We start from the raw sequence: 23,966 nt of genomic DNA, 5'->3' as shown, positions 1-23,966 counted from the left end.
CGGCACCGCCGACCAGTCTTCGGAAATCGCCCGTCAGACCAGCGAAGGCATGCAGGTGCAGTTCCGCGAAATCGACCAAGTGGCTACCGCGTCCAACGAAATGAGCGCCACCGCCCACGACGTCGCCAACAGCGCGTCGAACGCAGCCAACGCCGCGAAAGGTGCCGATCAGTCGGCGAAGGACGGCATGTCGATCATCGAACGCAGCACCCGCGACATCAATCAACTGGCCGATGAAGTCAGCAAAGCGGTGACCGAAGTTGAAGCGCTGGCGGTCAACAGCGAGCAGATCGGTTCGGTACTGGAAGTGATCCGCAGCATCGCCGAACAAACCAACCTGCTCGCGCTCAACGCGGCGATTGAAGCGGCCCGTGCCGGTGAGAGTGGACGCGGTTTCGCCGTGGTCGCCGACGAGGTGCGCAACCTCGCCAAACGCACGCAGGATTCGGTGGAAGAAATTCGCGTGGTGATCGAGCGCATTCAGACCGGCACCCGTGGCGTGGTCGCGACCATGCATTCGAGCCAGACTCAGGCGCACAACAACGCCGGGCAGATTCGTCAGGCGGTGGATGCGCTGGGCAAGATCAGCGACGCGGTGACGGTGATCAGCGACATGAACCTGCAAATCGCCAGCGCGGCTGAACAGCAGAGCGCGGTGGCCGAAGAGGTTAACCGCAACGTTTCGGCGATTCGCACCGTGACCGAAACCCTGACCGGACAAGCCACCGAGTCGGCGGCGATCAGCAGCCAGCTCAATGCACTGGCGAGCCAGCAGATGAAATTGATGGATCAGTTCCGCGTCTAGACCTCACCACACAAACTTGTAGGAGCAGAGCTTGCTCGCGAAGAGGCCGTCACATTCAACATCTTCGTCGACTGACACACCGCTTTCGCGAGCAAGCTCAGCTCCTACAAGAGCCTTCATCTAATCCAGTGACGTTTTGCACTATCATCGCCCTCTCGCTCCGGAGGGCCTTCGATGACTGATTTACTCACGTCCATTCAAGCCGCACTCGGCTTGCCGCACACGCCGATTGCGTTCACCGCCAGTGGCGCCCTGCCCTCGGCCTTCGCCGTCACCGATCTGGCCTGCGCCAGCATCGCCGCTGCCGGGCAAGCCGTCAGCGAACTCTTGCAGCAACAAACCGGCCACCTGCCCGCCGTAGAAGTCGATCGTTGTTTGGCTTCGTTCTGGTTCTCCTCATCACTGCGCCCAATCGGCTGGCAAGTGCCGCCGCTGTGGGATCCGGTCGCCGGTGACTACGCAACGCGCGACGGCTGGATTCGCCTGCACACCAACGCCCCGCATCACCGCGCCGCCGCTGAACGCGTGCTCGGTGCCTGCGCCGATCGCGCGGCGATGGCGGTGAAAGTCGCGCAATGGGCGAGCACGGAGTTGGAGCAAGCGGTGGTCGATGCCAAAGGTTGCGCCGCCGAAATGCGCAGTTGGGCGCAGTGGCAACAGCATCCGCAAGGGTTGGCGGTAAATGCCGAGCCGCTTGTTCACTTCATTGCTGATCAGGATGAACATGCGAAATCGTGGCAAGGCTCGGTGGAACGCCCATTGGCCGGGATCAAGGTGTTAGATCTGACGCGAGTACTCGCCGGCCCTACCGCCAGTCGTTTCCTCGCGGGGCTCGGTGCTGAGGTTTTGCGCATCGATCCACCGACCTGGAACGAGCCCGGCGTCGTCCCGGAAATGACCCTCGGCAAACGCTGCGCACGGCTGGATTTGCAGGTTCCGGCGGATCGCGCGGTGTTCGAGAGTCTGCTGAAAGACGCCGACATTCTGCTGCACGGTTATCGCGCTGATGCGTTGGAGAATCTTGGTTTCGGCGTTGAACGTCGTCGCCAATTGGCACCGGGATTGATCGACGTCTGCCTCAACGCTTACGGCTGGAGCGGCCCGTGGCAAAACCGCCGGGGTTTCGACAGCCTGGTGCAGATGAGCAGCGGCATCGCCGAGGCCGGGCAGCGTTGGAAGCACGCGGACAAACCGACGCCGTTGCCGGTGCAGGCGCTGGATCATGCGACCGGCTATTTGATGGCGGCGAGTGCGATCAGGTTGCTGACTGAGCGGTTGCGGAATGGACATGGTGGTTCGGCACGGTTGTCGTTGGCGCGGACGGCGAGGTTGTTGATCGAACACGGGCCCGGAATAGCCGAAGCGTTGCGTGCCGAGGATGAACAAGACCAAGGGTTGCCCTTGGAACAAACCCCATGGGGGCCAGCACATCGGTTGCTGGCGCCGCTGAAGATCAGCGGCACACCGTTGCAGTGGGCGTTGCCTGCCATGGACTTGGGTTCACACCAACCTCAGTGGTGAATTTTCAACCGCTATCGCGAGCAGGCTCACTCCTACAGTTGACCGCGTTCCAACAGTAGAAACGCGGTCAACTGTAGGAGTGAGCCTGCTCGCGATGAGGGCTGAATTGGCCACGCAAATTCCGGATCAATCACCACGACTCAAAGACGCCCATAACACCTGCGCCGCATACCCGCGATAAGGCCGCCAACCCTCCGCCCGCACAGCCAATTCCCGCGCCGTCGGCCGCTGGCCCTCCAGCACTTCCAACGCCCGCAACAACCCGACATCGCCATGGGGAAACCCATCCAGATCGCGCAACTGTCGCAGCGCAATGTACTGCGCCGTCCACTCGCCAATCCCGTGCAACGCCAGCAACCGCGCCACCCCGCCTTCGCGATAAGGCTCAAATAATGCAGGATCATCGAGCAACGCCTGCGCCACGCCCGACAGTGTCCGCCCTCGACTCTTGGGCATCCCCAACGCCGCCAAATCCGCCTCAGCCAACACACAGGCCTCAGGAAACACATAGCTCAAACCCGGCACCGTCGATTGCAACGGCGCGCCATACTGAGCCACCAATTTCCCCGCCAAGCGAATCGCCGCCACCACGGTAATCTGCTGCCCGAGCACTGCGCGAAACGCCAGTTCCAAGCCATCCCACGCCCCCGGAATGCGCAACCCCGGACGCTCGGCCATCAACCGCACCAGCAGCGGATCCTGCGCAAGATGCCCTTGCATCACTGCCACATCCGCATCCAGATCGAACATCCGCCGCAACCGCCGCACAATCTCCGGCAGCGCCTGCGAATCAGGAAAATCCACTTCAACCGCCAGCGAATCAGCAGCACCGAGCCACACCGAAACCGTGCCATGCACCCCGTTCAACCCGATGCTGCGCGAATACACGCCATCGACCACGGTCTCCATCCCGACCACCGCTCGCGCCGTGAGAAAACCCAGCATCGCCTCCCAGTCATACGGCGGTTGATAGTCCAGCGCCAACCTCACAACGACAGCATGCCGCTGTACAAGCCATACGCCGCCAGACCCGCACCGATGATGACGACGGTAAAGATGCCCTTCTCAATAGACGTGAAGATCGGCTCGCCCTGTTCATGTTTGGCCTTGGCAAACAGGATCACCCCCGGCGCATACAGCAGCGCCGACAGCAGCAAATATTTCACCCCGCCGGCGTACAGCAACCACACCGCATAACCCAGGGCGATGCCGCCGATCAGCAAATCCTTGGTGCGTTCGGCCGAGGCGTGTTCGTAGGTTTCGCCACGCCCGCTCAGCAGCACGGCATACGCCGCCGACCACAGATACGGCACCAGAATCATCGACGACGCCAGATAAATCAGGCTGGTGTAGGTGCCCGCCGAAAACAGGGTGATCAGCAGGAAAATCTGGATCATCGCGTTGGTCAGCCACAACGCATTCACCGGCACATGGTTTTTGTTTTCCTTTTTCAGGAACGCCGGCATGGTTTTGTCTTTGGCCGTGGCGAAGAGAATTTCCGCACACAGCAGCGCCCACGACAGCAGCGCACCGAGCAGCGAGATTGCCAGGCCGATGCTGATCAGCAATGCGCCCCACGGCCCGACGATGTGTTCCAGCACCGCGGCCAGCGAAGGGTTTTGCAGGTTGGCCAGTTCCGGCTGGCTCATGATCCCCAGCGACAGCACGTTGACCAGCACAAGCAACGCCAACACACCGATAAAGCCGATCACCGTGGCGCGGCCGACGTCGCTGCGTTTCTCCGCGCGCGCTGAATAGACACTAGCGCCTTCGATGCCGATAAACACGAACACCGTGACCAGCATCATGTTGCGCACTTGATCCATGACATTGCCGAAGTTCGGGTTGCTGGTGCCCCAGATGTCGCGGGTAAAAATGTCGGCCTTGAAGGCGACGGCGGCAATGACGATGAACATGATCAGCGGCACGATCTTCGCCACCGTGGTCACCTGATTGATGAACGCTGCCTCTTTGATCCCGCGCATCACCAGAAAATGCACGCACCACAACAGCACCGAAGCACAACCGATGGCGATCGGCGTATTGCCCTGACCGAACACCGGAAAGAAGTAGCCGAGGGTGCTGAATAAAAGGACGAAATAACCGACGTTACCCAGCCAGGCGCTGATCCAGTAACCCCACGCCGATGAAAATCCCATGTAGTCGCCGAACCCGGCCTTGGCATAGGCGTAGACACCGGAATCCAGTTCAGGCTTGCGGTTGGCCAGGGTCTGAAAGACGAACGCCAGCGTGAGCATGCCGATCGCGGTGATGCCCCAACCGATCAATATCGCCCCGGCATCGGCCCGCGCCGCCATGTTCTGCGGCAGCGAGAAAATCCCCCCACCAATCATCGACCCCACCACCAGAGCGATCAACGCGCCTAGGCGCAGCTTTTGCGTCGGTTGCGACATTCAAATCTCCCTTCCTGATCAACGAATTCTCAATTTCCAGCCAAACCTCAGGATCCACCCAAACCCCAGATGCTCCGAACCCTCACCACAGGTTTATGACTTAACTAACTAAATGGGTAAAGAGTAAGTACGTTTATTAGATAACGCCAACAAATGCCCATTTATATATAGCCGATCACGCTAACGCCTAGCACGCTCAGACAATTTTGTGCGCTGATCCTAATAAATCAATTCTGTACTGAAAACAGACGCGGAAAATTTGCCAATCCGCCAAAACGAACTAGCGTCATAATTCGAAAGTAATAATAGCCATTCCCAAGCATGTAGCCACAAAGCGTCTAAATCGGGCTTCGCAGACGATAGCTTTATGCCTTCAGCCGATTCATAAGTCATTCATTAACAATGGAATGTGACCATGCACTGATCTAAGTCAGCTAACTGAACAGACAACAGAACTACGCTGTGATCTCTCTTCTCCTGCAATGGAGTCATGCAATGTCTGAAGCTCCCGGAAAACTACGACTCGGTGCATTGGTTGCGTTGGTAGTCGGTTCAATGATCGGTGGCGGGATATTCTCTTTGCCACAAAACATGGCCGCCAGCGCCGACGTTGGCGCCGTGCTGATCGGTTGGGCCATCACTGCTGTCGGCATGCTCACCCTCGCTTTTGTCTTCCAGACCCTCGCCAATCGAAAGCCTGACCTGGACGGCGGTGTCTACGCCTACGCCAAGGCCGGTTTCGGCGATTACATGGGTTTCTCGTCCGCCTGGGGTTACTGGATCAGTGCCTGGCTGGGCAACGTCGGTTACTTCGTTCTGCTGTTCAGTACCCTCGGCTACTTCTTCCCGATTTTCGGTGAAGGCAACACTGTCGCAGCCGTGATCGGCGCGTCCGTACTGTTGTGGGCCGTGCACTTCCTCGTCCTGCGCGGAATCAAGGAGGCGGCGTTCATTAACCTTGTGACCACGGTCGCCAAGGTTGTGCCGCTGGTGCTGTTCGTTCTGATCGCGATTTTCGCCTTCAAACTGGACATCTTCACCGCCGACATCTGGGGCATTAAAAACCCTGATCTGGGCAGCGTGATGAACCAGGTGCGCAACATGATGCTGGTCACCGTGTGGGTGTTCATCGGCATCGAAGGCGCGAGCATCTTCTCGGCCCGTGCGGAAAAACGCTCGGACGTTGGTAAAGCCACCGTGATCGGCTTCATCACCGTACTGCTGTTTCTGGTGCTGGTGAACGTGCTGTCGCTGGGCATCATGACTCAGCCGGAACTGGCGAAACTGCAGAACCCGTCGATGGCCGCCGTGCTTGAGCATGTCGTCGGTCACTGGGGCGCGGTGCTGATCAGCGTCGGTCTGATCATTTCGCTGCTGGGTGCGCTGCTGTCGTGGGTGCTGCTGTGTGCGGAGATCATGTTCGCCGCCGCCAAAGACCACACCATGCCGGAGTTCCTGCGTAAGGAAAACGAGAACCACGTACCGGTCAACGCCCTGTGGCTGACCAACGCGATGGTGCAGATTTTCCTGATCATCACCCTGTTCTCGGCGAGTACTTACCTGTCGCTGATCTACCTCGCCACTTCGATGATTCTGGTGCCGTACCTGTGGTCGGCGGCGTATGCCCTGCTGCTGGCGGTGCGCGGCGAAACTTACGAAGGCTTTGCCGCCGAACGGCGCAAGGATCTGATTATCGGCGGCATCGCGCTGATCTATGCGGTGTGGCTGTTGTATGCCGGCGGGGTCAAGTACTTGCTGCTTTCGGCCCTGCTCTACGCACCTGGCGCGATCCTGTTCGCCAAAGCCAAGCTGGAACTCAAACAACCGATTTTCACAAATGTCGAGAAGCTGCTTTTCGCCGCGGTGATCGTGGGTGCCCTGGTGGCAGCCTACGGTCTCTACGACGGCTTCCTGACGCTGTAATACCCGACTAATTTGTCATCTGGAGGATCACTGAAATGACCACGGAAAAAGTTAAGTACGGCGTACATTCCGAAGCCGGCAAACTGCGCAAAGTCATGGTTTGCTCCCCAGGTCTGGCCCACCAGCGGCTGACCCCGAACAACTGCGATGAGCTGCTGTTCGACGACGTGCTCTGGGTGGCCCAGGCCAAGCGCGACCACTTCGACTTCGTTACCAAGATGCGCGAGCGCGGCATCGATGTGCTGGAAATGCACAACCTGCTGACCGACATCGTCGCCATCCCTGAGGCGTTGGACTGGATTCTCGAGCGCAAGGTCACCGCCGATTCGGTGGGCCTGGGCCTGATCAACGAAGTCAAATCCTGGCTGAAAAGCCTCGAGCCACGGCACATCGCCGAGTTCCTGATTGGCGGCGTGTCCGCTGATGATCTGCCGGACAGTTTCGGCGGCAAGACCATCCAGATGTTCCGCGACTTCCTCGGCCATTCGAGCTTCATTCTGCCGCCGCTGCCGAACACTCAGTTCACCCGCGACACCACCTGCTGGATCTACGGTGGCGTGACGCTGAACCCGATGTACTGGCCAGCGCGACGTCAGGAAACCCTGCTGACCACCGCCATCTACAAATTCCATCCACAGTTCACCAACGCCGAATTCGAAATCTGGTACGGCGACCCGGACAAGGATCACGGCAGCTCGACCCTTGAAGGCGGCGACGTCATGCCAATCGGCAACGGCGTGGTGTTGATCGGTATGGGCGAACGCTCGTCCCGTCAGGCCATCGGCCAACTGGCGCTGAACCTGTTCAAGAACAAAGCCGTGGAAAAAGTCATCGTTGCCGGCCTGCCGAAATCCCGCGCGGCGATGCACCTCGACACCGTGTTCAGCTTCTGCGACCGCGACCTCGTAACGATTTTCCCGGAAGTGGTCAATCAGATCGTTGCCTTCACCCTGCGACCTGACGAAGGCAAACAGGGCGGCATCGACATCCGCCGCGAAGAAGGCACTTTCCTCGACACCGTGGCCAAGGCCCTCAATCTGAAAGCGTTGCGCGTGGTGGAAACCGGCGGCAACAGCTTCGCCGCTGAACGCGAGCAATGGGACGACGGCAACAACGTGGTGGCCGTGGAACCGGGCGTGGTCATCGGCTACGACCGCAACACTTACACCAACACCCTGCTGCGCAAGGCCGGCGTGGAAGTCATCACCATCAGCGCCGGTGAACTGGGCCGAGGCCGTGGCGGTGGCCACTGCATGACCTGCCCAATCGTGCGCGACGCAATCGACTACTAAACCTCTGAGCCCTGGCCGTCACTTATAAAGTGCGGCCAGGGGGATAACCGACACCGAAGGAGATCCATCATGGCTTTTAACATTCACAACCGTAACCTGCTCAGCCTGGAACACCACACCCCACGTGAGCTGCGTTACCTGCTCGACCTGTCCCGCGACCTCAAACGCGCCAAGTACACCGGCACCGAGCAGCAACACCTGAAGGGCAACAACATCGCCCTGATCTTTGAAAAAACTTCGACCCGTACCCGTTGCGCGTTCGAAGTGGCGGCGTATGACCAAGGCGCCAACGTCACTTACATCGACCCGAACTCTTCGCAGATCGGTCACAAAGAAAGCATGAAAGACACCGCCCGCGTGCTGGGGCGCATGTACGACGCCATCGAATACCGTGGCTTCAAACAGGAAATCGTCGAAGAACTGGCCAAGTTCGCTGGCGTACCGGTGTTCAACGGCCTGACCGATGAATATCACCCGACGCAAATGATCGCCGACGTGCTGACCATGCGTGAACACGCCGACAAGCCGATCCATGAAATCAGCTACGCCTACCTCGGCGACGCGCGCAACAACATGGGCAACTCGCTGCTGCTGGTCGGCGCCAAACTCGGCATGGACGTGCGCATCTGCGCGCCGAAAGCCTTGTGGCCACTGGATGATCTGGTCGAGCGTTGCCATAAATATGCGGAAGAAAGCGGAGCGCGCATTACCCTGACTGAAGACCCGAAAGCGGCGGTCAAAGGCGTCGACTTCATCCACACCGACGTCTGGGTGTCGATGGGCGAGCCGGTGGAAGCCTGGGCCGAGCGTATCCAGCAACTGCTGCCGTACCAGGTCAACGCCGAGCTGATGAAAGCTTCCGGCAACCCGCGCACCAAGTTCATGCATTGCCTGCCGGCTTTCCACAACAGCGATACCAAGGTCGGCAAACAGATTGCCGAGCAGTATCCGCACCTGAAAAACGGCATCGAAGTGACCGACGACGTGTTCGAGTCCCCAGCCTGCATCGCCTTTGAGCAAGCGGAAAACCGCATGCACACGATCAAGGCGATCCTGGTCTCGACCCTCGCTGATCTGTAACTGGATGATCAGGTTCTCCTGATCAACCAACAACCTGTAGGAGCTGCCGAAGGCTGCGATCTTTTGACTTTGCTTGTTCAAGATCAAGATCAACAGATCGCAGCCTTCGGCAGCTCCTACAGGGTCATCGAATTCTGAAAGGATTGCATTATGCGTATCGTCGTAGCGTTGGGCGGTAACGCCCTGCTCCGCCGTGGTGAGCCGATGACCGCTGACAATCAGCGCGCCAACATCCGCATCGCCACCGAGCAAATCGCCAAGATCCATGCCGGCAACCAACTGGTCATCGCCCACGGCAACGGCCCGCAAGTCGGCCTGCTGTCGCTGCAAGCGGCGGCCTACACCTCCGTCACCCCTTACCCGCTGGACGTGCTCGGCGCCGAAACCGAAGGAATGATCGGCTACATCATCGAACAGGAACTGGGCAACCTGCTCGATTTCGAAGTGCCGTTCGCGACCCTGCTGACCCAGGTTGAAGTCGACGCCAACGACCCCGCGTTCAAGAACCCGACCAAGCCGATCGGCCCGGTCTACGACAAGGCCGAAGCGGAAAAACTCGCCGCCGAAAAAGGCTGGGCGATTGCCCCGGATGGCGACAAATATCGTCGTGTCGTTGCCAGCCCACGACCAAAACGCATCTTCGAAATCCGCCCGATCAAGTGGCTGCTGGACAAGGGCAGCATCGTTATTTGCGCCGGGGGCGGCGGCATCCCGACCATGTACGACGAGAACCGCAACCTCAAAGGCATCGAGGCAGTAATCGACAAGGATCTGTGCTCGTCACTGCTCGCCGAGCAACTGGAAGCCGATCTGCTGGTGATCGCCACGGACGTCAACGCGGCGTTCATCGATTACGGCAAACCGACGCAGAAAGCCATTGCCGAAGCGCACCCGGATGAACTCGAACGCCTCGGTTTCGCCGCAGGTTCCATGGGGCCGAAGGTGCAGGCAGCCTGCGAATTCGCGCGCCATACTGGCAAGGTCGCGGTGATCGGTTCGCTGGCGGACATCGAAGCGATTGTCCAAGGCACCGCCGGTACACGCGTGACCACAGCGAAGCCTGGCATCACTTACCGATAATTAGAAACGGCGGGGGCAGGCCCAGGGTCTGCCCTCTTTCCATGCCTTGAAAGGAGTTCCTCATGGCCCAGTTTGAACCCGGTCATTTGCACATCGAGCGGCATGCGTTGACCGACGATGACGTCAATTACAACGTCTGCCTCGACTATGAAGTGTTCACCGATCCGCAAAAAGGCAAAGGGATACAGTTCACCCTGTACGGCAATATGCAGGGCAAGGACATGAAGGAAACGTTTTTCCTGCCCAAGGAAGAGGCCTACAACTTCGCCCGCGACGTGACCCGGATTGCGGAGAAATACGGGATTCCCAAGACGCACAGCCAGATTGGGTCGGTGCACAAACATTACGACCTGATGTTTGAAGACATCCGCAAGCAGCTGAACATGCAGTCCGGAGATCCGGTTAATCCTGAGCATTTCGAGTAAATCTCAAAAGCCCCTCACCCTAGCCCTCTCCCAGAGGGAGAGGGGACTGATTGGGGGATGCTTCAGAATTACGCCGACCTGATCCAGCTCCACCGAATCCATAATCGACTGGTTATTTCAGGTCGATGTCAAACCCCAGACACCTCGGTCGGCCCCCTCTCCCTCCGGGAGAGGGCTGGGGTGAGGGTGTTTTTGATTTAGGGCATACTTGCCACCCTCCGCTCTGCAGATCACTGAACCGCCCCATGCGTATCCACGTCAGTTTCATCGACCGCGTCGGTATCACCCAGGAAGTCCTGGCTATCCTCGGTGGGCGCAACCTCAATCTGGATGCGGTGGAGATGATCCCGCCGAACGTCTACATCGACGCGCCGACCCTGAGTCCGACAGTGCTCGAAGAGCTGAAAGATGCGTTGTTCCGCGTGCTCGGCGTGGAAGCGGTGACCGTGGTCGATATCCTCCCCGGCCAGCGTCGGCACTTGCAACTCGATGCCTTGCTCGCGGCGATGACCGATCCTGTTCTAGCCCTCGACAGCGCCGGCAAAGTATTGCTCGGCAACCCGGCATTGATCGCCCTCTACGGTCGCGAACCGGCCGGCGAAAGCGTCTCCGAATTGTTCAACGATCCCGGCCTGCTCGACACGCTGCTCGAACACGGCTTCCGCCTGCCGCTACGGGAAATCACCGTCAACGGTCAAACCTTGTTGCTCGACGCCACGCCAATCACCGACGCCGGCGCCCTGCTGACGTTGTATCAACCCAACCGCATCGGTGAACAACTCTCGGCGCTGCACCACGACCACGCCGAAGGTTTCGATGCGCTGCTCGGCGAATCTCCGGCGATCCGTACCCTCAAGGCCCGCGCTCAGCGTGTAGCGGCCCTCGATGCGCCGCTGTTGATTCAAGGCGAAACCGGTACCGGCAAAGAACTGGTCGCCCGCGCCTGCCACGCGATCAGTGCGCGGCACAACGCGCCGTTCCTTGCTCTGAACTGCGCAGCGCTGCCGGAGAACCTCGCCGAGAGCGAGCTGTTCGGCTACGCCCCCGGCGCCTTCACCGGTGCGGCGCGTGGCGGCAAACCCGGGCTGATGGAACTGGCCAACCAAGGCACGGTGTTTCTCGATGAAATCGGCGAGATGTCGCCGTACTTGCAGGCGAAATTGCTGCGCTTCTTGAATGACGGCAGCTTCCGTCGCGTGGGCGGTGATCGTGAGGTGAAGGTCAACGTGCGCATCCTCAGCGCGACCCACCGCGATCTGGAAAAAATGGTCAGCGAAGGGTCGTTCCGTGAGGATCTGTTCTATCGCCTCAACGTGCTCAACGTGGAAGTGCCGCCGCTGCGTGAACGTGGTCAGGACATTCTGCTGTTGGCGCGCTACTTCATGCAGCAGGCTTGCGCGCAGATTCAGCGCCCGGTCTGCCGCCTCGCCCCGGGCACTTACCCGGCGCTGCTCGGCAATCGCTGGCCGGGCAACGTGCGGCAATTGCAGAACGTGATCTTTCGCGCGGCGGCGATTTGCGAAAGCAGCCTGGTGGACATCGGCGACCTCGACATCGCCGGCACATCGGTGGCGCGGCAGACTGACAGCGATGTCGACAGCCTAGAACAAGCGGTCGAATCGTTCGAGAAAGCGCTGCTAGAAAAACTCTACGTCAGCTACCCCTCGACCCGGCAACTGGCGAGCCGCCTGCAGACTTCGCATACCGCTATCGCCCATCGGTTGCGCAAGTACGGCATCCCCAACAAACCCTAAGCCGAACGCGGTCAAAAATGTGGGAGCGGGCTTGCTCGCGAATGCGGTGGGTCAGTCGACATCATTGGTGAATGACACACCGCATTCGCGAGCAAGCCCGCTCCCACGTTTTGAACTGTATTCCAGATTGTTTTCTGTAGGAGTTGCCGGAGGCGGCGATCTGTTGACTTTGGATGTGTATTGGCCGGGACAAGATCGCAGCCTTCGGCAGCTCCTACAGTCCGGGTTTCCAATCCTACATTTGTAGTTACTGCTTAAAAGCGACCTCCGCCTGTACTGAAAGCGCTACAGTGGAATGATGTCGTTACACCCTCCTCTGATCACCGCTGTGCAAGGCTTTGATCCGGTTCAGCTTTTCTCCTCGCCCTGTGCTGTAGCGATTTCGCTACACACACCACTGAGTCACATCCTTCAAAATCACTCAAATCATTGATTTATAGAGATAAATCAACCTTGGCCGCGTTCTTGCTAATCAACCCTTCATAAATAAAGGGCTTCCCTGCCCAAGCCTTCCACCGCGTCCACCAGACGAGTCTGGCCCCTGAGGAGTTTCCATGAGCGAGTTGCGTTTTACTGAAGATCACGAATGGCTGCGCACCGAAGCTGACGGCAGCGTTACTGTCGGCATCACCGCTTTCGCGCAGAACGCCTTGGGCGACGTGGTGTTCGTGCAACTGCCTGAATTGCAGGCGTACGACAAAGGCGCCGAAGCCGCCACCGTGGAATCGGTGAAAGCCGCCAGCGGCGTGTACATGCCTCTCGACGGTGAAGTGCTGGCAACCAACCCGGCGCTGGATGACAGCCCGGAACTGGTCAACGAAGATCCGCTGGGCGAAGGCTGGTTCTTCCGCTTCCAGCCAAGCGACGCCGCCGCTGTCGGCAAATTGCTCGATCAGGACGCGTACGACCGTCTGATCAAAGCCCAAGCCGAAGCCTGAGGAACACCGACATGACTCAAGTAAACCTTGGCACCGCCAACGAATTCATCGCCCGTCACATCGGCCCGCGCGCCGGTGACGAGCAAGCCATGCTCAACAGCCTCGGCTTCGATTCGCTCGAAGCGCTGAGCGCCAGCGTCATCCCGGAAAGCATCAAGGGCACCAGCGTGCTCGGCATGGACGACGGCCTCAGCGAAGCCGATGCCCTGGCAATGATCAAAGGCATCGCCGGCAAGAATCAGCTGTTCAAGACTTACATCGGCCAGGGCTACTACAACTGCCACACGCCGTCGCCGATCCTGCGTAACCTGCTGGAAAACCCGGCCTGGTACACCGCTTACACCCCGTACCAGCCAGAAATTTCCCAGGGCCGTCTCGAAGCGCTGCTGAACTTCCAGACAATGATCAGCGACCTCACCGGCCTGCCGATCGCCAACGCCTCGCTGCTCGACGAAGCCACCGCCGCTGCCGAAGCCATGACCTTCTGCAAACGCCTGAGCAAGAACAAGGGCAGCCACCAATTCTTCGCCTCGATCCACAGCCACCCGCAAACCCTCGACGTGCTGCGCACACGTGCCGAACCGCTGGGCATCGACGTGGTGGTTGGCGATGAGCGTGAACTGACTGACGTGACGCCGTTCTTCGGCGCGCTGCTGCAATACCCGGCCGCCAACGGTGACGTGTTCGACTACCGCGAACTGACCGAACGCTTCCACGCCGCCAACGCGTTGGTGGCCGTGGCCGCTGACTTGCTGGCTCTGACTCTGCTGACCGCCCCGGGCGAATTCGGCGCTGACGTCGCCATCGGTTCGGCACAACGCTTCGGCGTGCCGCTGGGCTTCGGTGGCCCGCACGCGGCTTACTTCTCCACCAAAGATGCGTTCAAGCGCGACATGCCGGGCCGTCTGGTCGGTGTTTCGGTTGACCGTTTCGGCAAGCCGGCCCTGCGTCTGGCGATGCAAACTCGCGAACAACACATCCGTCGCGAGAAGGCCACCTCGAACATCTGCACCGCGCAAGTGCTGCTGGCCAACATCGCCAGCATGTACGCCGTCTACCACGGCCCGAAAGGCCTGACCCAGATCGCCAACCGCGTGCATCACTTGACCGCGATTCTGGCCAAGGGCCTGACCGCGCTGGGCGCGACAGTTGAACAAGCGAGCTTCTTCGACACCCTGACCGTCGCCACCGGCGCACAAACCGCCGCGCTGCACGACAAGGCGCACGCTGCGCAGATCAACCTGCGCGTGGTCGACGCTCAGCGTCTGGGTCTGTCGGTCGACGAAACCACCACCCAGGCGGATATCGAAACCCTGTGGGGCCTGTTCGCCGACGGCAAAACCCTGCCGGACTTCGCTGCGCTGGCCGCTTCGGTACAGAGCACCATTCCAGCATCACTGGTACGCCAGTCGCCAATCCTCAGCCACCCGGTGTTCAATCGCTATCACTCGGAAACCGAGCTGATGCGCTACCTGCGCAAACTGGCGGACAAGGATCTGGCACTGGATCGCACCATGATCCCGTTGGGCTCGTGCACCATGAAACTCAACGCCGCCAGCGAAATGATCCCGGTGACCTGGGCTGAATTCGGTGCCCTGCACCCGTTTGCCCCAGCCGCACAGAGCGCCGGTTACCAGCAACTGACCGACGAACTGGAAGCGATGCTTTGCGCCGCCACCGGTTACGACGCGATCTCGCTGCAACCGAACGCCGGTTCGCAAGGTGAATACGCTGGCCTGTTGGCGATTCGCGCTTATCACCAGAGCCGTGGCGATGAGCGTCGCGACATCTGCCTGATCCCGTCGTCCGCCCATGGCACCAACCCGGCCACCGCCAACATGGCTGGCATGCGCGTGGTCGTGACTGCATGCGACGCGCGCGGCAACGTCGATATCGAAGACCTGCGCGCCAAAGCCATCGAGCACCGCGAACACCTCGCCGCGCTGATGATCACTTACCCGTCGACCCACGGCGTGTTCGAAGAAGGCATCCGCGAAATCTGCGGGATCATTCATGACAACGGCGGCCAGGTGTACATCGACGGCGCGAACATGAACGCGATGGTCGGCCTCTGCGCACCGGGCAAGTTCGGCGGCGACGTCTCGCACCTGAACCTGCACAAAACCTTCTGCATCCCCCACGGCGGTGGCGGCCCGGGCGTTGGTCCGATCGGCGTCAAGTCGCACCTGACGCCGTTCCTGCCCGGCCACGGCCAGATGGAACGCAAAGAAGGCGCGGTCTGCGCAGCACCGTTTGGCAGCGCAAGCATTTTGCCGATCACCTGGATGTACATTCGCATGATGGGCGGCGCCGGTCTGAAGCGCGCTTCGCAACTGGCGATCCTCAACGCCAACTACATTTCCCGTCGCCTCGAAGAGCACTACCCAGTGCTGTACACCGGCAGCAACGGTCTGGTGGCGCACGAGTGCATTCTGGATCTGCGTCCATTGAAAGACAGCAGTGGCATCAGCGTTGATGACGTCGCCAAGCGCCTGATCGACTTCGGCTTCCACGCGCCGACCATGTCGTTCCCGGTCGCCGGCACGCTGATGATCGAGCCGACCGAAAGCGAATCCAAGGAAGAACTGGACCGCTTCTGCGACGCCATGATCCGCATCCGCGAAGAAATCCGCGCGGTGGAAAACGGCACGCTGGACAAGGACGACAACCCGCTGAAAAACGCTCCGCACACCGCAGCGGAACTGGTTGGCGAGTGGACGCACCCGTACAGCCGCGAGCAAGCGGTCTACCCGGTTGCGTCGTTGGTTGAAGGCAAATACTGGCCACCGGTCGGTCGCGTCGACAACGTCTTCGGCGACCGCAACCTGGTCTGCGCCTGCCCGTCGATCGAAAGCTACGCTTAAACGTGTTGGGGGCGAATTTCTCGCCCCCACCGCCTCACCTGTAGGAGCTGCCGAAGGCTGCGATCTTTTGATCTTGCTGTTGAAAGATCAGGATCAAAAGATCGCAGCCTTCGGCAGCTCCTACAGGGGGATGTAACCTGCCTGATGTTTCGCCAATTCCTATAACAAGAAACCGGAGAACCACTCATGTCGTTAAGCGTGTTCGACCTGTTCAAGATTGGCATCGGCCCCTCCAGTTCCCACACCGTCGGCCCGATGCGTGCTGCTGCGCGTTTTGCCGAAGGTTTACGCCGTGAAAACCTGCTGACGGCCACCGCCAGCGTTCGTGTCGAGTTGTACGGTTCCCTCGGCGCCACTGGCAAGGGTCACGGCAGCGACAAAGCCGTGCTGCTCGGCCTCGAAGGCGAACATCCCGACACCGTTGATACCGAAACCGTCGCCGCGCGCCTGCAAGAAATTCGCGGCAACGCTCGCTTAAACCTGCTCGGTGAACACAGCATTGCGTTCAACGAGAAAGAACATCTGGCGATGATTCGCAAGCCGCTGGCCTATCACCCCAACGGCATGATCTTCCGCGCCTTCGATGCGGCCGGGTTGCAGATCCGCAGCCGCGAGTACTACTCGGTCGGTGGTGGTTTTGTCGTCGATGAAGACGCGGCCGGTGCCGATCGCATCGTCGAAGACGCGACGCCGCTGACCTTCCCGTTCAAAAGTGCCAAGGATTTGCTCAGCCATTGCACCACCTATGGTCTGTCGATCAGTCAGGTGATGCTGACCAACGAAAGCGCCTGGCGCCCGGAAGCGGAAACCCGCGCCGGCCTGCTGAACATCTGGCAAGTGATGCAGGACTGCGTCGCTGCGGGATGCCGTAACGAAGGTATTTTGCCCGGTGGTTTGAAGGTCAAACGCCGAGCGGCAGCGTTGCACCGGCAGCTGTGCAAGTACCCGGAATCAGCATTGCGCGATCCGTTGTCGGTGCTCGACTGGGTCAACCTGTACGCCTTGGCAGTGAATGAAGAAAACGCCAACGGCGGCCGCGTGGTCACCGCACCCACCAACGGCGCGGCGGGGATTATTCCGGCGGTGCTGCATTACTACATGCGTTTTATCCCCGGCGCGAATGACGACGGCGTGGTGCGGTTTCTGCTGACCGCTGCGGCCATCGGCATTCTCTACAAGGAAAACGCCTCGATCTCCGGCGCCGAAGTCGGTTGTCAGGGTGAAGTCGGCGTGGCCTGTTCTATGGCCGCCGGCGCGTTGTGTGAAGTGCTCGGTGGCACTGTTCAGCAAGTCGAGAACGCCGCAGAAATCGGCATGGAGCACAACCTCGGCCTCACCTGCGACCCGATTGGCGGACTGGTGCAGGTGCCGTGCATCGAGCGCAATGCGATGGGCTCGGTGAAAGCCATCAACGCAGTGCGCATGGCCATGCGCGGCGACGGCCAGCATTTCGTCTCCCTCGACAAAGTCATCCGCACCATGCGCCAGACCGGCGCCGACATGAAAAGCAAATACAAAGAGACCGCGCGCGGCGGTCTGGCGGTCAACATCATTGAATGCTGAACCTTATTTAACGTCGCCTCCCTCAGGGAGACGATCGCACTTAGCCCCCTCTCCCTCCGGGAGAGAAACGTAACTAACTCCCTCTCCCTCCGGGAGAGGGCTGGGGTGAGGGGCTTTTGATCTTGATCTTGCCCTTACCCCAACCCAAATTTTCAAGGAGCCACGCATGTCCACCGAACAACTGTCGAAAACTCCACTTCACGCCCTGCACATCGAACTCGGCGCCCGCATGGTGCCGTTCGCCGGCTACGACATGCCGGTGCAATACCCGCTCGGCGTGATGAAAGAACACCAGCACACCCGTGAACACGCCGGGCTGTTCGACGTCTCGCACATGGGCCAGATTCGCCTGACCGGCGCCAACGCCGCCAAAGCCCTGGAAACCCTGGTACCGGTGGACATCATCGACCTGCCGGTGGGCATGCAGCGTTACGCCATGTTCACCAACGAGACCGGCGGCATCCTCGATGACCTGATGGTCGCCAACCTCGGCAACGACGAACTGTTCCTGGTGGTCAACGCCGCGTGCAAGGATCAGGATCTCGCCCATCTGCAAAAACACATCGGCGACCAGTGCACCATTACAGAGCTGTTCGAAGAGCGCGCCCTGCTGGCGCTGCAAGGCCCGGCAGCCGTTACGGTGCTGGCGCGCCTTGCACCGGAAGTCGCGAAGATGACCTTCATGCAATTCAACCGCGTGTCGTTGCTGGGCGTGGATTGCTTCGTCAGCCGCTCGGGCTACACCGGTGAAGACGGTTTCGAAATCTCCGTTCCTGCCGCCGATGCAGCAAAACTCGCCCGTGCCCTGCTCGCCGAACCGGAAGTCCAGGCCATCGGCCTCGGCGCCCGCGATTCGCTGCGCCTCGAAGCCGGCCTGTGCTTGTACGGTCACGACATGAACACCGAAACCACACCGATCGAAGCCAGCCTGTTGTGGGCGATCTCCAAGCCCCGCCGTGCAGACGGCGCGCGGGCCGGTGGTTTCCCGGGTGCAGAGCAGGTATTCGCACAGCAACAGAATGGCATCGCACGTAAACGCGTCGGCCTGCTGCCGCAAGAACGTACCCCGGTGCGCGAAGGCGCTGAAATCGTCAACGAAGCCGGCGAGATCATCGGCAGCGTGTGCAGCGGCGGTTTCGGTCCGACTCTCGGCGGGCCTCTGGCAATGGGTTACCTCGACAAGGCTTACAACGCGATCGATACCGTCGTATGGGCCATCGTGCGTGGGAAAAAGGTGCCAATGCTTGTAAGCAAAATGCCATTTGTTCCGCAACGCTACTACCGTGGTTGATTGACTGTTTCTATAAGTAACGCGGTTGCGTTAAACGTGCACTAATGTGTAACGCAACCGCCATAAAACAGTGCATCTCTCACCCTTCTATTCGAATATGAACTTTGCTTATAACGATCGAAAACAATTGAACAAGCGAATCGCCTAAGCCGCACTAGTGAACTGACTAATTGCCATCAAGCGCAGGGAAACCGGGGCCTTCACGGGGGCTTGTTTTTTCTCCCGTAGTTGGCGTAGAGTTTGTTCACTGTGTTTGCATGGGTCAGCTTTGAATCGTGACCTGGGCAGTAGCCTACAAGTTAGCTACATCCCGTTCGACGTCTTCTTACTCTCCTGCAACCAGCCCCAGTACTCTTTCATGTGAAAGAGACTGTCATTAATTTTTGCGTCAAAGGAAATAAGAAATGTCCACACGTCAGAGCGGTACCGTCAAGTGGTTTAACGACGAGAAAGGTTTTGGTTTTATCACTCCAGAAAGCGGTCCGGATCTGTTCGTGCATTTCCGCGCCATTCAGGGCAACGGCTTCAAGAGCCTGAAAGAAGGCCAGAAAGTGACTTTCGTTGCTGTGCAAGGCCAGAAAGGTATGCAGGCTGACGAAGTACAAGCAGAAGCCTAATCTTCTGTAACGAAAAAGCCCCTGATATTGATATCAGGGGCTTTTTTGTGCGCGCGAACCCGTAAAATGGCGCTTCCTTTCGCGTCCAGAGGCTGCCATGTCGAAAAACCTCCTCACTCCCCAGGGCGATTTTCCTGCCGTTGGCCTGGGCCGTCGTCTGGCCGCGATGTTCTATGACTTTCTGCTGTGCACGGCACTGTTGATCGTCACCGGTTTCATTTACAAACTGATCCAGGCCGCGATCATCGGCGAAGAACGCCTGCGCGTGCTGACCGATGCCGGAAAAATGGACGGCGATCCGCTGTACTCCACCGTCCTGCTATTGGTGTTGTTCGCCTTCTTCGCCAAGTTCTGGACACATGGCGGGCAGACACTGGGCATGCAGGTGTGGGGGATTCGCGTGCAAAACGCGGATGGCAGCGCGATCAGCCTGTGGCAGGCGCTGTTGCGGTTTATGGTGTCGATTGCGTCGTGGCTGTGCGTGGGGCTGGGTTTTTTCTGGTCGCTGTACGACAAGCAGAAGCGCACGTGGCATGACATCTATTCGGATACGCGCGTGGTGCGAATCCCGAAGAAACAAAAGTAAGCGCCCACAAAAAAGATCGCAGCCTTCGGCAGCTCCTACAGGGATCAATGTAGGAGCTGCCGAAGGCTGCGATCTTTTGCTTTTAGGCGTTACCGGCCAACTTCATCCGTGCTGCCTGGGTGAAGTCGAGCATGCGCTTCAACGGGCGAATCGCCTGCGGAATCAGCGCCGGATCGACAAAGATCTCGTTCGTGCCTTCCTTTAAGCTCTTCAGCGTGCGCTCAAGGGTGTTCATGGCCATCCACGGGCAATGTGCGCAACTGCGGCACGCTGCGCCGTTACCGGCGGTTGGCGCCTCGATGAAGACCTTGTCCGGGCACAGCTGCTGCATCTTGTAGAAGATGCCACGGTCGGTCGCAACGATCAGCGTCTTGTTCGGCAACGACTGTGCAGCGGCAATCAGCTGACTGGTCGAGCCCACGGCGTCTGCCAGCTCGATCACCGAGGTCGGTGACTCCGGGTGCACCAGAATCGCGGCGTCCGGGTACAGCGCTTTCATGTCTTCGAGCTGCTTGGACTTGAACTCCTCGTGGACGATACAGGCACCGTCCCACAACAGCATGTCGGCGCCAGTCTTGCGCTGGATGTACGTCCCCAGGTGCTTGTCAGGGCCCCAGATAATCGTCTCGCCGTTGTCCATCAGGCTTTCGACGATCTCCAGCGCGCAACTCGATGTCACCACCCAGTCGGCCCGGGCTTTAACAGCAGCAGAGGTGTTGGCGTAGACCACCACCGTACGCTCCGGGTGCTGATCGCAGAACGCCGAGAACTCATCGACCGGGCAACCCAGATCCAGCGAGCAGGTTGCCTCAAGCGTCGGCATCAGCACGCGTTTTTCCGGGTTGAGAATCTTCGCGGTCTCGCCCATGAACTTCACGCCGGCGACCACCACGGTCTTGGCCGGGTGGGCGTTGCCGAAGCGCGCCATTTCCAGGGAGTCGGACACGCAACCGCCGGTTTCTTCGGCCAGAGCCTGAATCACCGGGTCGCAATAAAAGTGGGCAACCAGCACCGCGTCCTGAGCCTTGAGCTCGGCGGCGATGGCGGCACGGTAATAAGCCTCTTCCTCAGCCGTCAGCGGTTTGGGCTGTTTGGCATCGAGGTGAGCTTGAACCAGAAGGCGTTCGGAAATCTGCGTCATGTTCGCAAGACCTGCAGGCGCGTTCGCGCGAAAGTCGAGTATACACCCGGCTCCGGACCGCTTGAGGGTACCGCCGGGAGAGTGAGTATTATCAGGCACGGACAGCATTGAAGCTGCGCAAGGCTACAGAATATCCCGTTGATACAAAAGATCATTCTGACCTGCGTCAGCGCTGCTGACACTGAAACGACGCGGGGCCGAATTGCAGGCAAAAAAAAACCCGGAAATCCTCACTTGCGTGGGCCTTCCGGATTTTCTAAACCGCCAAAAATGGTGGGTCGTGTGGGATTCGAACCTACGACCAATTGGTTAAAAGCCAACTGCTCTACCAACTGAGCTAACGACCCGCTGTGTGGTGGCGCGTATAATACTGATTTTTAAGGACTATTCAACACCTTTTTGAAAATAATCAAAAATAAGGTGTTGGGTCGTCCACACCAGCGGCCGCGAAGCCTTCCGCACGCAGGCGGCAGCTGTCGCATTTGGCGCACGCGCGGCCTTCATCGTCGGCCTGATAGCAGGAAACGGTGAGACCATAATCAACGCCCAGCTTCACGCCGGCCTGGACGATCTGCGCCTTGCTCAGGTTCTGCAACGGCGCCTGGATGCGGAAGCCATTGCCTTCCACGCCAGCCTTGGTTGCCAGGTTGGCCATGCGCTCGAACGACTCGATGAACTCGGGACGGCAATCCGGGTAACCGGAATAGTCCACCGCGTTCACACCGATAAAGATGTCGCGCGCGCCAAGCACTTCTGCCCAACCCAATGCCAACGACAGGAACACGGTGTTACGTGCCGGCACGTAGGTCACCGGAATGCCTTCGCCGAGTTCTTCCGGAATGTCGATGCTGGTGTCGGTCAGGGCCGAGCCCCCCATGCCGTTCAGGTTCAGGCCAATCACTTTGTGCTCGACCACCCCCAAATCGCGGGCGACGCGTGCAGCGGCGTGCAATTCGGCGTGGGAGCGCTGACCGTAGTCGAAGCTCATGGTGTAGCAGGCGTAACCTTCAGCGCGTGCCATGGCCACGACCGTGGCCGAGTCGAGACCACCGGACAGCAGGATTACCGCACGTTTTTCGTTAGAGTTCAGTTGTTCAGTCATATCAGCGCCCCGGCTCATCATTCCATAGATATTTATGCAGCTGCAGTTGCAACCGCACTGGCAGGTTGTCTGCCACCACCCAGTCCGCCAGATCCCTGGCATTGAGGTCATGATGACTTGGCGAAAACAGCACTTCGCCCGCACGTCGATCAAGCCCGTACTGAATCAGTTTCGATACCGCCCAGTCATAGTCTTCCCGCGAGCAGATGACAAACTTCACCTGATCGTTGGGGGTCAGCAATTCGATATTTTCGTAACGGTTGCGATGGGCTTCTTTCGAACCCGGCGTTTTCAGGTCAACCACGCGACTGACGCGCGGATCGACCGCCGAGACGTCGAGGGCGCCGCTGGTTTCCAGCGAGACCTCGTAACCGGCATCACACAACTGTTTAAGCAGAGGAATGGCATTGGGTTGCGCCAGCGGCTCACCGCCGGTGACACAAACGTAGCGCGGACGAAATCCGGCCACTTGCTCGAGGATGTCGTCGAGGCTGCGCACGGTGCCGCCACTGAACGCATAGGCGCTGTCGCAGTATTGGCAACGCAAAGGGCAACCGGTTAGGCGCACAAAAACAGTGGGCAGCCCGGCAGTCCGCGTTTCCCCCTGCAAAGAGTAGAAAACTTCGGTGATTCTCAATGTGTCTTGCATAGTCGCCACGGGCGTAACAGCTAAACAGGCTGTCCGCCTCCGTCAGGCACTTCAGGCAATCCCGCCAACGCGTAGACCGCAAGAAGCGTGTTTCAGAAAAAGGGCGTGAATTCTAACGAAAAAACCCGCGACAAGCGCGGGTTTCTTCTTGAAAGGTCAAACAGCCTTACATGCGTTGCAGATCGCGTTGGGCCAACTGAGCGGCGGAGGTACCCGGATATTGGGCCACCACCTGCTGCAGAATGCCTTTGACCTTGTCGGTGTGACCAAGGCGGCGCTCTACATCAGCCAGCTTGTACAGCGAATCCGGCACTTTGGCGTGCTTGGGATACAGCTGCGAAACCTTGGCGAAAGCCTGACCCGCGCCTTGCAGATCGCCTTTGGCCAGGTTGACTTCGCCCAACCAGTACTGGGCGTTGCCCGCGTATTGGCTGTTCGGGTATTTGCGCAGGAAAGCGGCAAAAGCCTGGCTGGCCTTGTCGAAATCCTTGGCTTTGATCAGGTCGAAAGCGGCATCGTAATACAGCTTTTCTTTGGCCGGATCAGCCGGTTCGCTACCCGCGGCCGGGGCCTGGGTTGCTGCAGCAGCAGCCCCTGCACCAGCGGCAGCACCGGCAGCAGCGCTTGCGTCGCCACCGGCAGAAGAATTCTCGGGAGTCGCGGCAGATGCAGCACCGGATCCTATGCGCCGATCAAGATCCTGGTATCGCTCCAGGGATTCCTGCTTCATGCGCGCAACCTGATTCTGCAGTTCTTCAATAACGCCTTGCTGGCGCGAGATCTGATCCTGCATCTGTTGCAATTGGTTGAACAGCATGCCTTGTGCCGAGGCAGGGGCCGAAGCCGCTCCCCCGGCATAGGCGCCGTTCGTACCGTAACCTGCAGGCGGATAACTGCTCCCGCTATTGTTATAACCGGAGT

At 59.4% G+C, this 23,966-nt stretch carries 20 protein-coding genes and 1 tRNA gene; 14 read left to right on the top strand and 7 right to left on the bottom strand.

Features of this window, described 5'->3' with window-relative positions:
• Positions 1-49 precede the first annotated feature (49 nt).
• Together ACIOMO_RS16000 and ACIOMO_RS15995 are read left to right on the top strand one after the other, a co-directional pair.
• The gene (locus ACIOMO_RS16000; protein ID WP_401242094.1) at positions 50-805 is read left to right on the top strand and encodes a methyl-accepting chemotaxis protein; all 756 of its coding nucleotides are present in this window, start codon (positions 50-52) and stop codon (positions 803-805) included.
• Between the two features lie 174 nt (positions 806-979).
• Positions 980-2,326: a CoA transferase gene (locus ACIOMO_RS15995; protein WP_401241952.1), complete on the top strand. Its 1,347-nt coding sequence runs from the start codon at positions 980-982 to the stop codon at positions 2,324-2,326.
• Between the two features lie 126 nt (positions 2,327-2,452).
• On the opposite strand, the gene ACIOMO_RS15990 is transcribed toward ACIOMO_RS15995, so the two are convergent.
• Together ACIOMO_RS15990 and arcD (ACIOMO_RS15985) are read right to left on the bottom strand one after the other, a co-directional pair.
• Complete coding sequence (locus tag ACIOMO_RS15990; RefSeq protein ID WP_053123045.1) at positions 2,453-3,316, bottom strand: DNA-3-methyladenine glycosylase; 864 nt, start codon at positions 3,314-3,316, stop codon at positions 2,453-2,455.
• A complete protein-coding gene (gene arcD, locus ACIOMO_RS15985) occupies positions 3,313-4,740 on the bottom strand; it encodes an arginine-ornithine antiporter (RefSeq protein ID WP_053123047.1) in 1,428 nt (475 codons plus the stop codon). Before arcD (ACIOMO_RS15985) ends, ACIOMO_RS15990 begins: the two co-directional genes overlap by 4 nt.
• 495 nt (positions 4,741-5,235) lie before the next feature.
• Here arcD (ACIOMO_RS15985) and arcD (ACIOMO_RS15980) point away from each other — a divergent pair, with 495 nt between their 5' ends.
• The 12 genes from arcD (ACIOMO_RS15980) (at position 5,236) to ACIOMO_RS15925 (ending at position 20,153) form a co-directional block, all read left to right on the top strand.
• Positions 5,236-6,663 carry an arginine-ornithine antiporter gene (arcD, locus tag ACIOMO_RS15980; RefSeq protein WP_053123050.1) on the top strand — a complete coding sequence of 476 codons (1,428 nt, stop codon included), beginning with the start codon at positions 5,236-5,238 and terminating at the stop codon, positions 6,661-6,663.
• Positions 6,664-6,698: 35 nt separating this feature from the next.
• Positions 6,699-7,955 (top strand): arginine deiminase, encoded by a 1,257-nt coding sequence (gene arcA / locus ACIOMO_RS15975; protein WP_053123052.1) that lies wholly within the window; start codon positions 6,699-6,701, stop codon positions 7,953-7,955.
• 69 nt (positions 7,956-8,024) lie between these two features.
• Entirely contained in the window at positions 8,025-9,035 is a 1,011-nt protein-coding gene (locus ACIOMO_RS15970) for an ornithine carbamoyltransferase (RefSeq protein ID WP_008086805.1), read from the top strand.
• Positions 9,036-9,185: 150 nt separating this feature from the next.
• On the top strand, positions 9,186-10,115 hold the full coding sequence (gene arcC, locus ACIOMO_RS15965) for a carbamate kinase (RefSeq protein WP_401241947.1): 930 nt from the start codon (positions 9,186-9,188) through the stop codon (positions 10,113-10,115).
• Positions 10,116-10,177: 62 nt separating this feature from the next.
• A complete protein-coding gene (locus ACIOMO_RS15960; RefSeq protein WP_401241944.1) occupies positions 10,178-10,540 on the top strand; it encodes a DUF5064 family protein in 363 nt (120 codons plus the stop codon).
• 245 nt (positions 10,541-10,785) lie between these two features.
• Positions 10,786-12,294 carry a sigma-54-dependent transcriptional regulator gene (locus ACIOMO_RS15955; protein WP_212543892.1) on the top strand — a complete coding sequence of 503 codons (1,509 nt, stop codon included), beginning with the start codon at positions 10,786-10,788 and terminating at the stop codon, positions 12,292-12,294.
• 554 nt (positions 12,295-12,848) lie between these two features.
• Positions 12,849-13,232, top strand: coding sequence for a glycine cleavage system protein GcvH (gcvH, locus tag ACIOMO_RS15950; protein ID WP_401241941.1), 384 nt, complete (start codon positions 12,849-12,851; stop codon positions 13,230-13,232).
• Positions 13,233-13,243: 11 nt separating this feature from the next.
• Entirely contained in the window at positions 13,244-16,096 is a 2,853-nt protein-coding gene (gene gcvP / locus ACIOMO_RS15945; RefSeq protein ID WP_401241939.1) for an aminomethyl-transferring glycine dehydrogenase, read from the top strand.
• Positions 16,097-16,282: 186 nt separating this feature from the next.
• Positions 16,283-17,659 carry an L-serine ammonia-lyase gene (locus ACIOMO_RS15940; protein ID WP_401241936.1) on the top strand — a complete coding sequence of 459 codons (1,377 nt, stop codon included), beginning with the start codon at positions 16,283-16,285 and terminating at the stop codon, positions 17,657-17,659.
• Positions 17,660-17,825: 166 nt separating this feature from the next.
• Positions 17,826-18,950, top strand: a complete 1,125-nt coding sequence (gcvT, locus tag ACIOMO_RS15935; RefSeq protein ID WP_401241933.1) for a glycine cleavage system aminomethyltransferase GcvT — start codon at positions 17,826-17,828, stop codon at positions 18,948-18,950.
• 404 nt (positions 18,951-19,354) lie between these two features.
• Positions 19,355-19,567 carry a cold-shock protein gene (locus tag ACIOMO_RS15930; protein ID WP_003227496.1) on the top strand — a complete coding sequence of 71 codons (213 nt, stop codon included), beginning with the start codon at positions 19,355-19,357 and terminating at the stop codon, positions 19,565-19,567.
• A gap of 97 nt (positions 19,568-19,664) precedes the next feature.
• Positions 19,665-20,153 (top strand): RDD family protein, encoded by a 489-nt coding sequence (locus tag ACIOMO_RS15925; protein WP_053123069.1) that lies wholly within the window; start codon positions 19,665-19,667, stop codon positions 20,151-20,153.
• An 82-nt stretch (positions 20,154-20,235) separates the two neighbouring features.
• Here the strand turns inward: ACIOMO_RS15925 and nadA are convergent, their stop codons facing one another.
• The 5 genes from nadA to ybgF form a co-directional block, all read right to left on the bottom strand.
• Positions 20,236-21,294, bottom strand: coding sequence for a quinolinate synthase NadA (nadA, locus tag ACIOMO_RS15920; protein ID WP_008080237.1), 1,059 nt, complete (start codon positions 21,292-21,294; stop codon positions 20,236-20,238).
• A gap of 271 nt (positions 21,295-21,565) precedes the next feature.
• A tRNA-Lys gene (locus ACIOMO_RS15915) sits at positions 21,566-21,641 on the bottom strand.
• A gap of 62 nt (positions 21,642-21,703) precedes the next feature.
• Entirely contained in the window at positions 21,704-22,396 is a 693-nt protein-coding gene (queC, locus tag ACIOMO_RS15910) for a 7-cyano-7-deazaguanine synthase QueC (protein WP_401241928.1), read from the bottom strand.
• A gap of 1 nt (position 22,397) precedes the next feature.
• The gene (gene queE, locus ACIOMO_RS15905) at positions 22,398-23,045 is read right to left on the bottom strand and encodes a 7-carboxy-7-deazaguanine synthase QueE (RefSeq protein WP_159812532.1); all 648 of its coding nucleotides are present in this window, start codon (positions 23,043-23,045) and stop codon (positions 22,398-22,400) included.
• Between the two features lie 166 nt (positions 23,046-23,211).
• On the bottom strand, positions 23,212-23,966 hold a 755-nt coding region (gene ybgF, locus ACIOMO_RS15900), incomplete at its 5' end, for a tol-pal system protein YbgF (protein ID WP_401241925.1).

Origin of the sequence: Pseudomonas sp. NPDC087804, assembly GCF_044742965.1 — a bacterium.
GTDB classification, from domain to species: domain Bacteria; phylum Pseudomonadota; class Gammaproteobacteria; order Pseudomonadales; family Pseudomonadaceae; genus Aquipseudomonas; species Aquipseudomonas rustica.
Note: the sequence above shows the minus strand (reverse complement) of the source record. Positions and strands in the feature narration are given on the sequence as shown.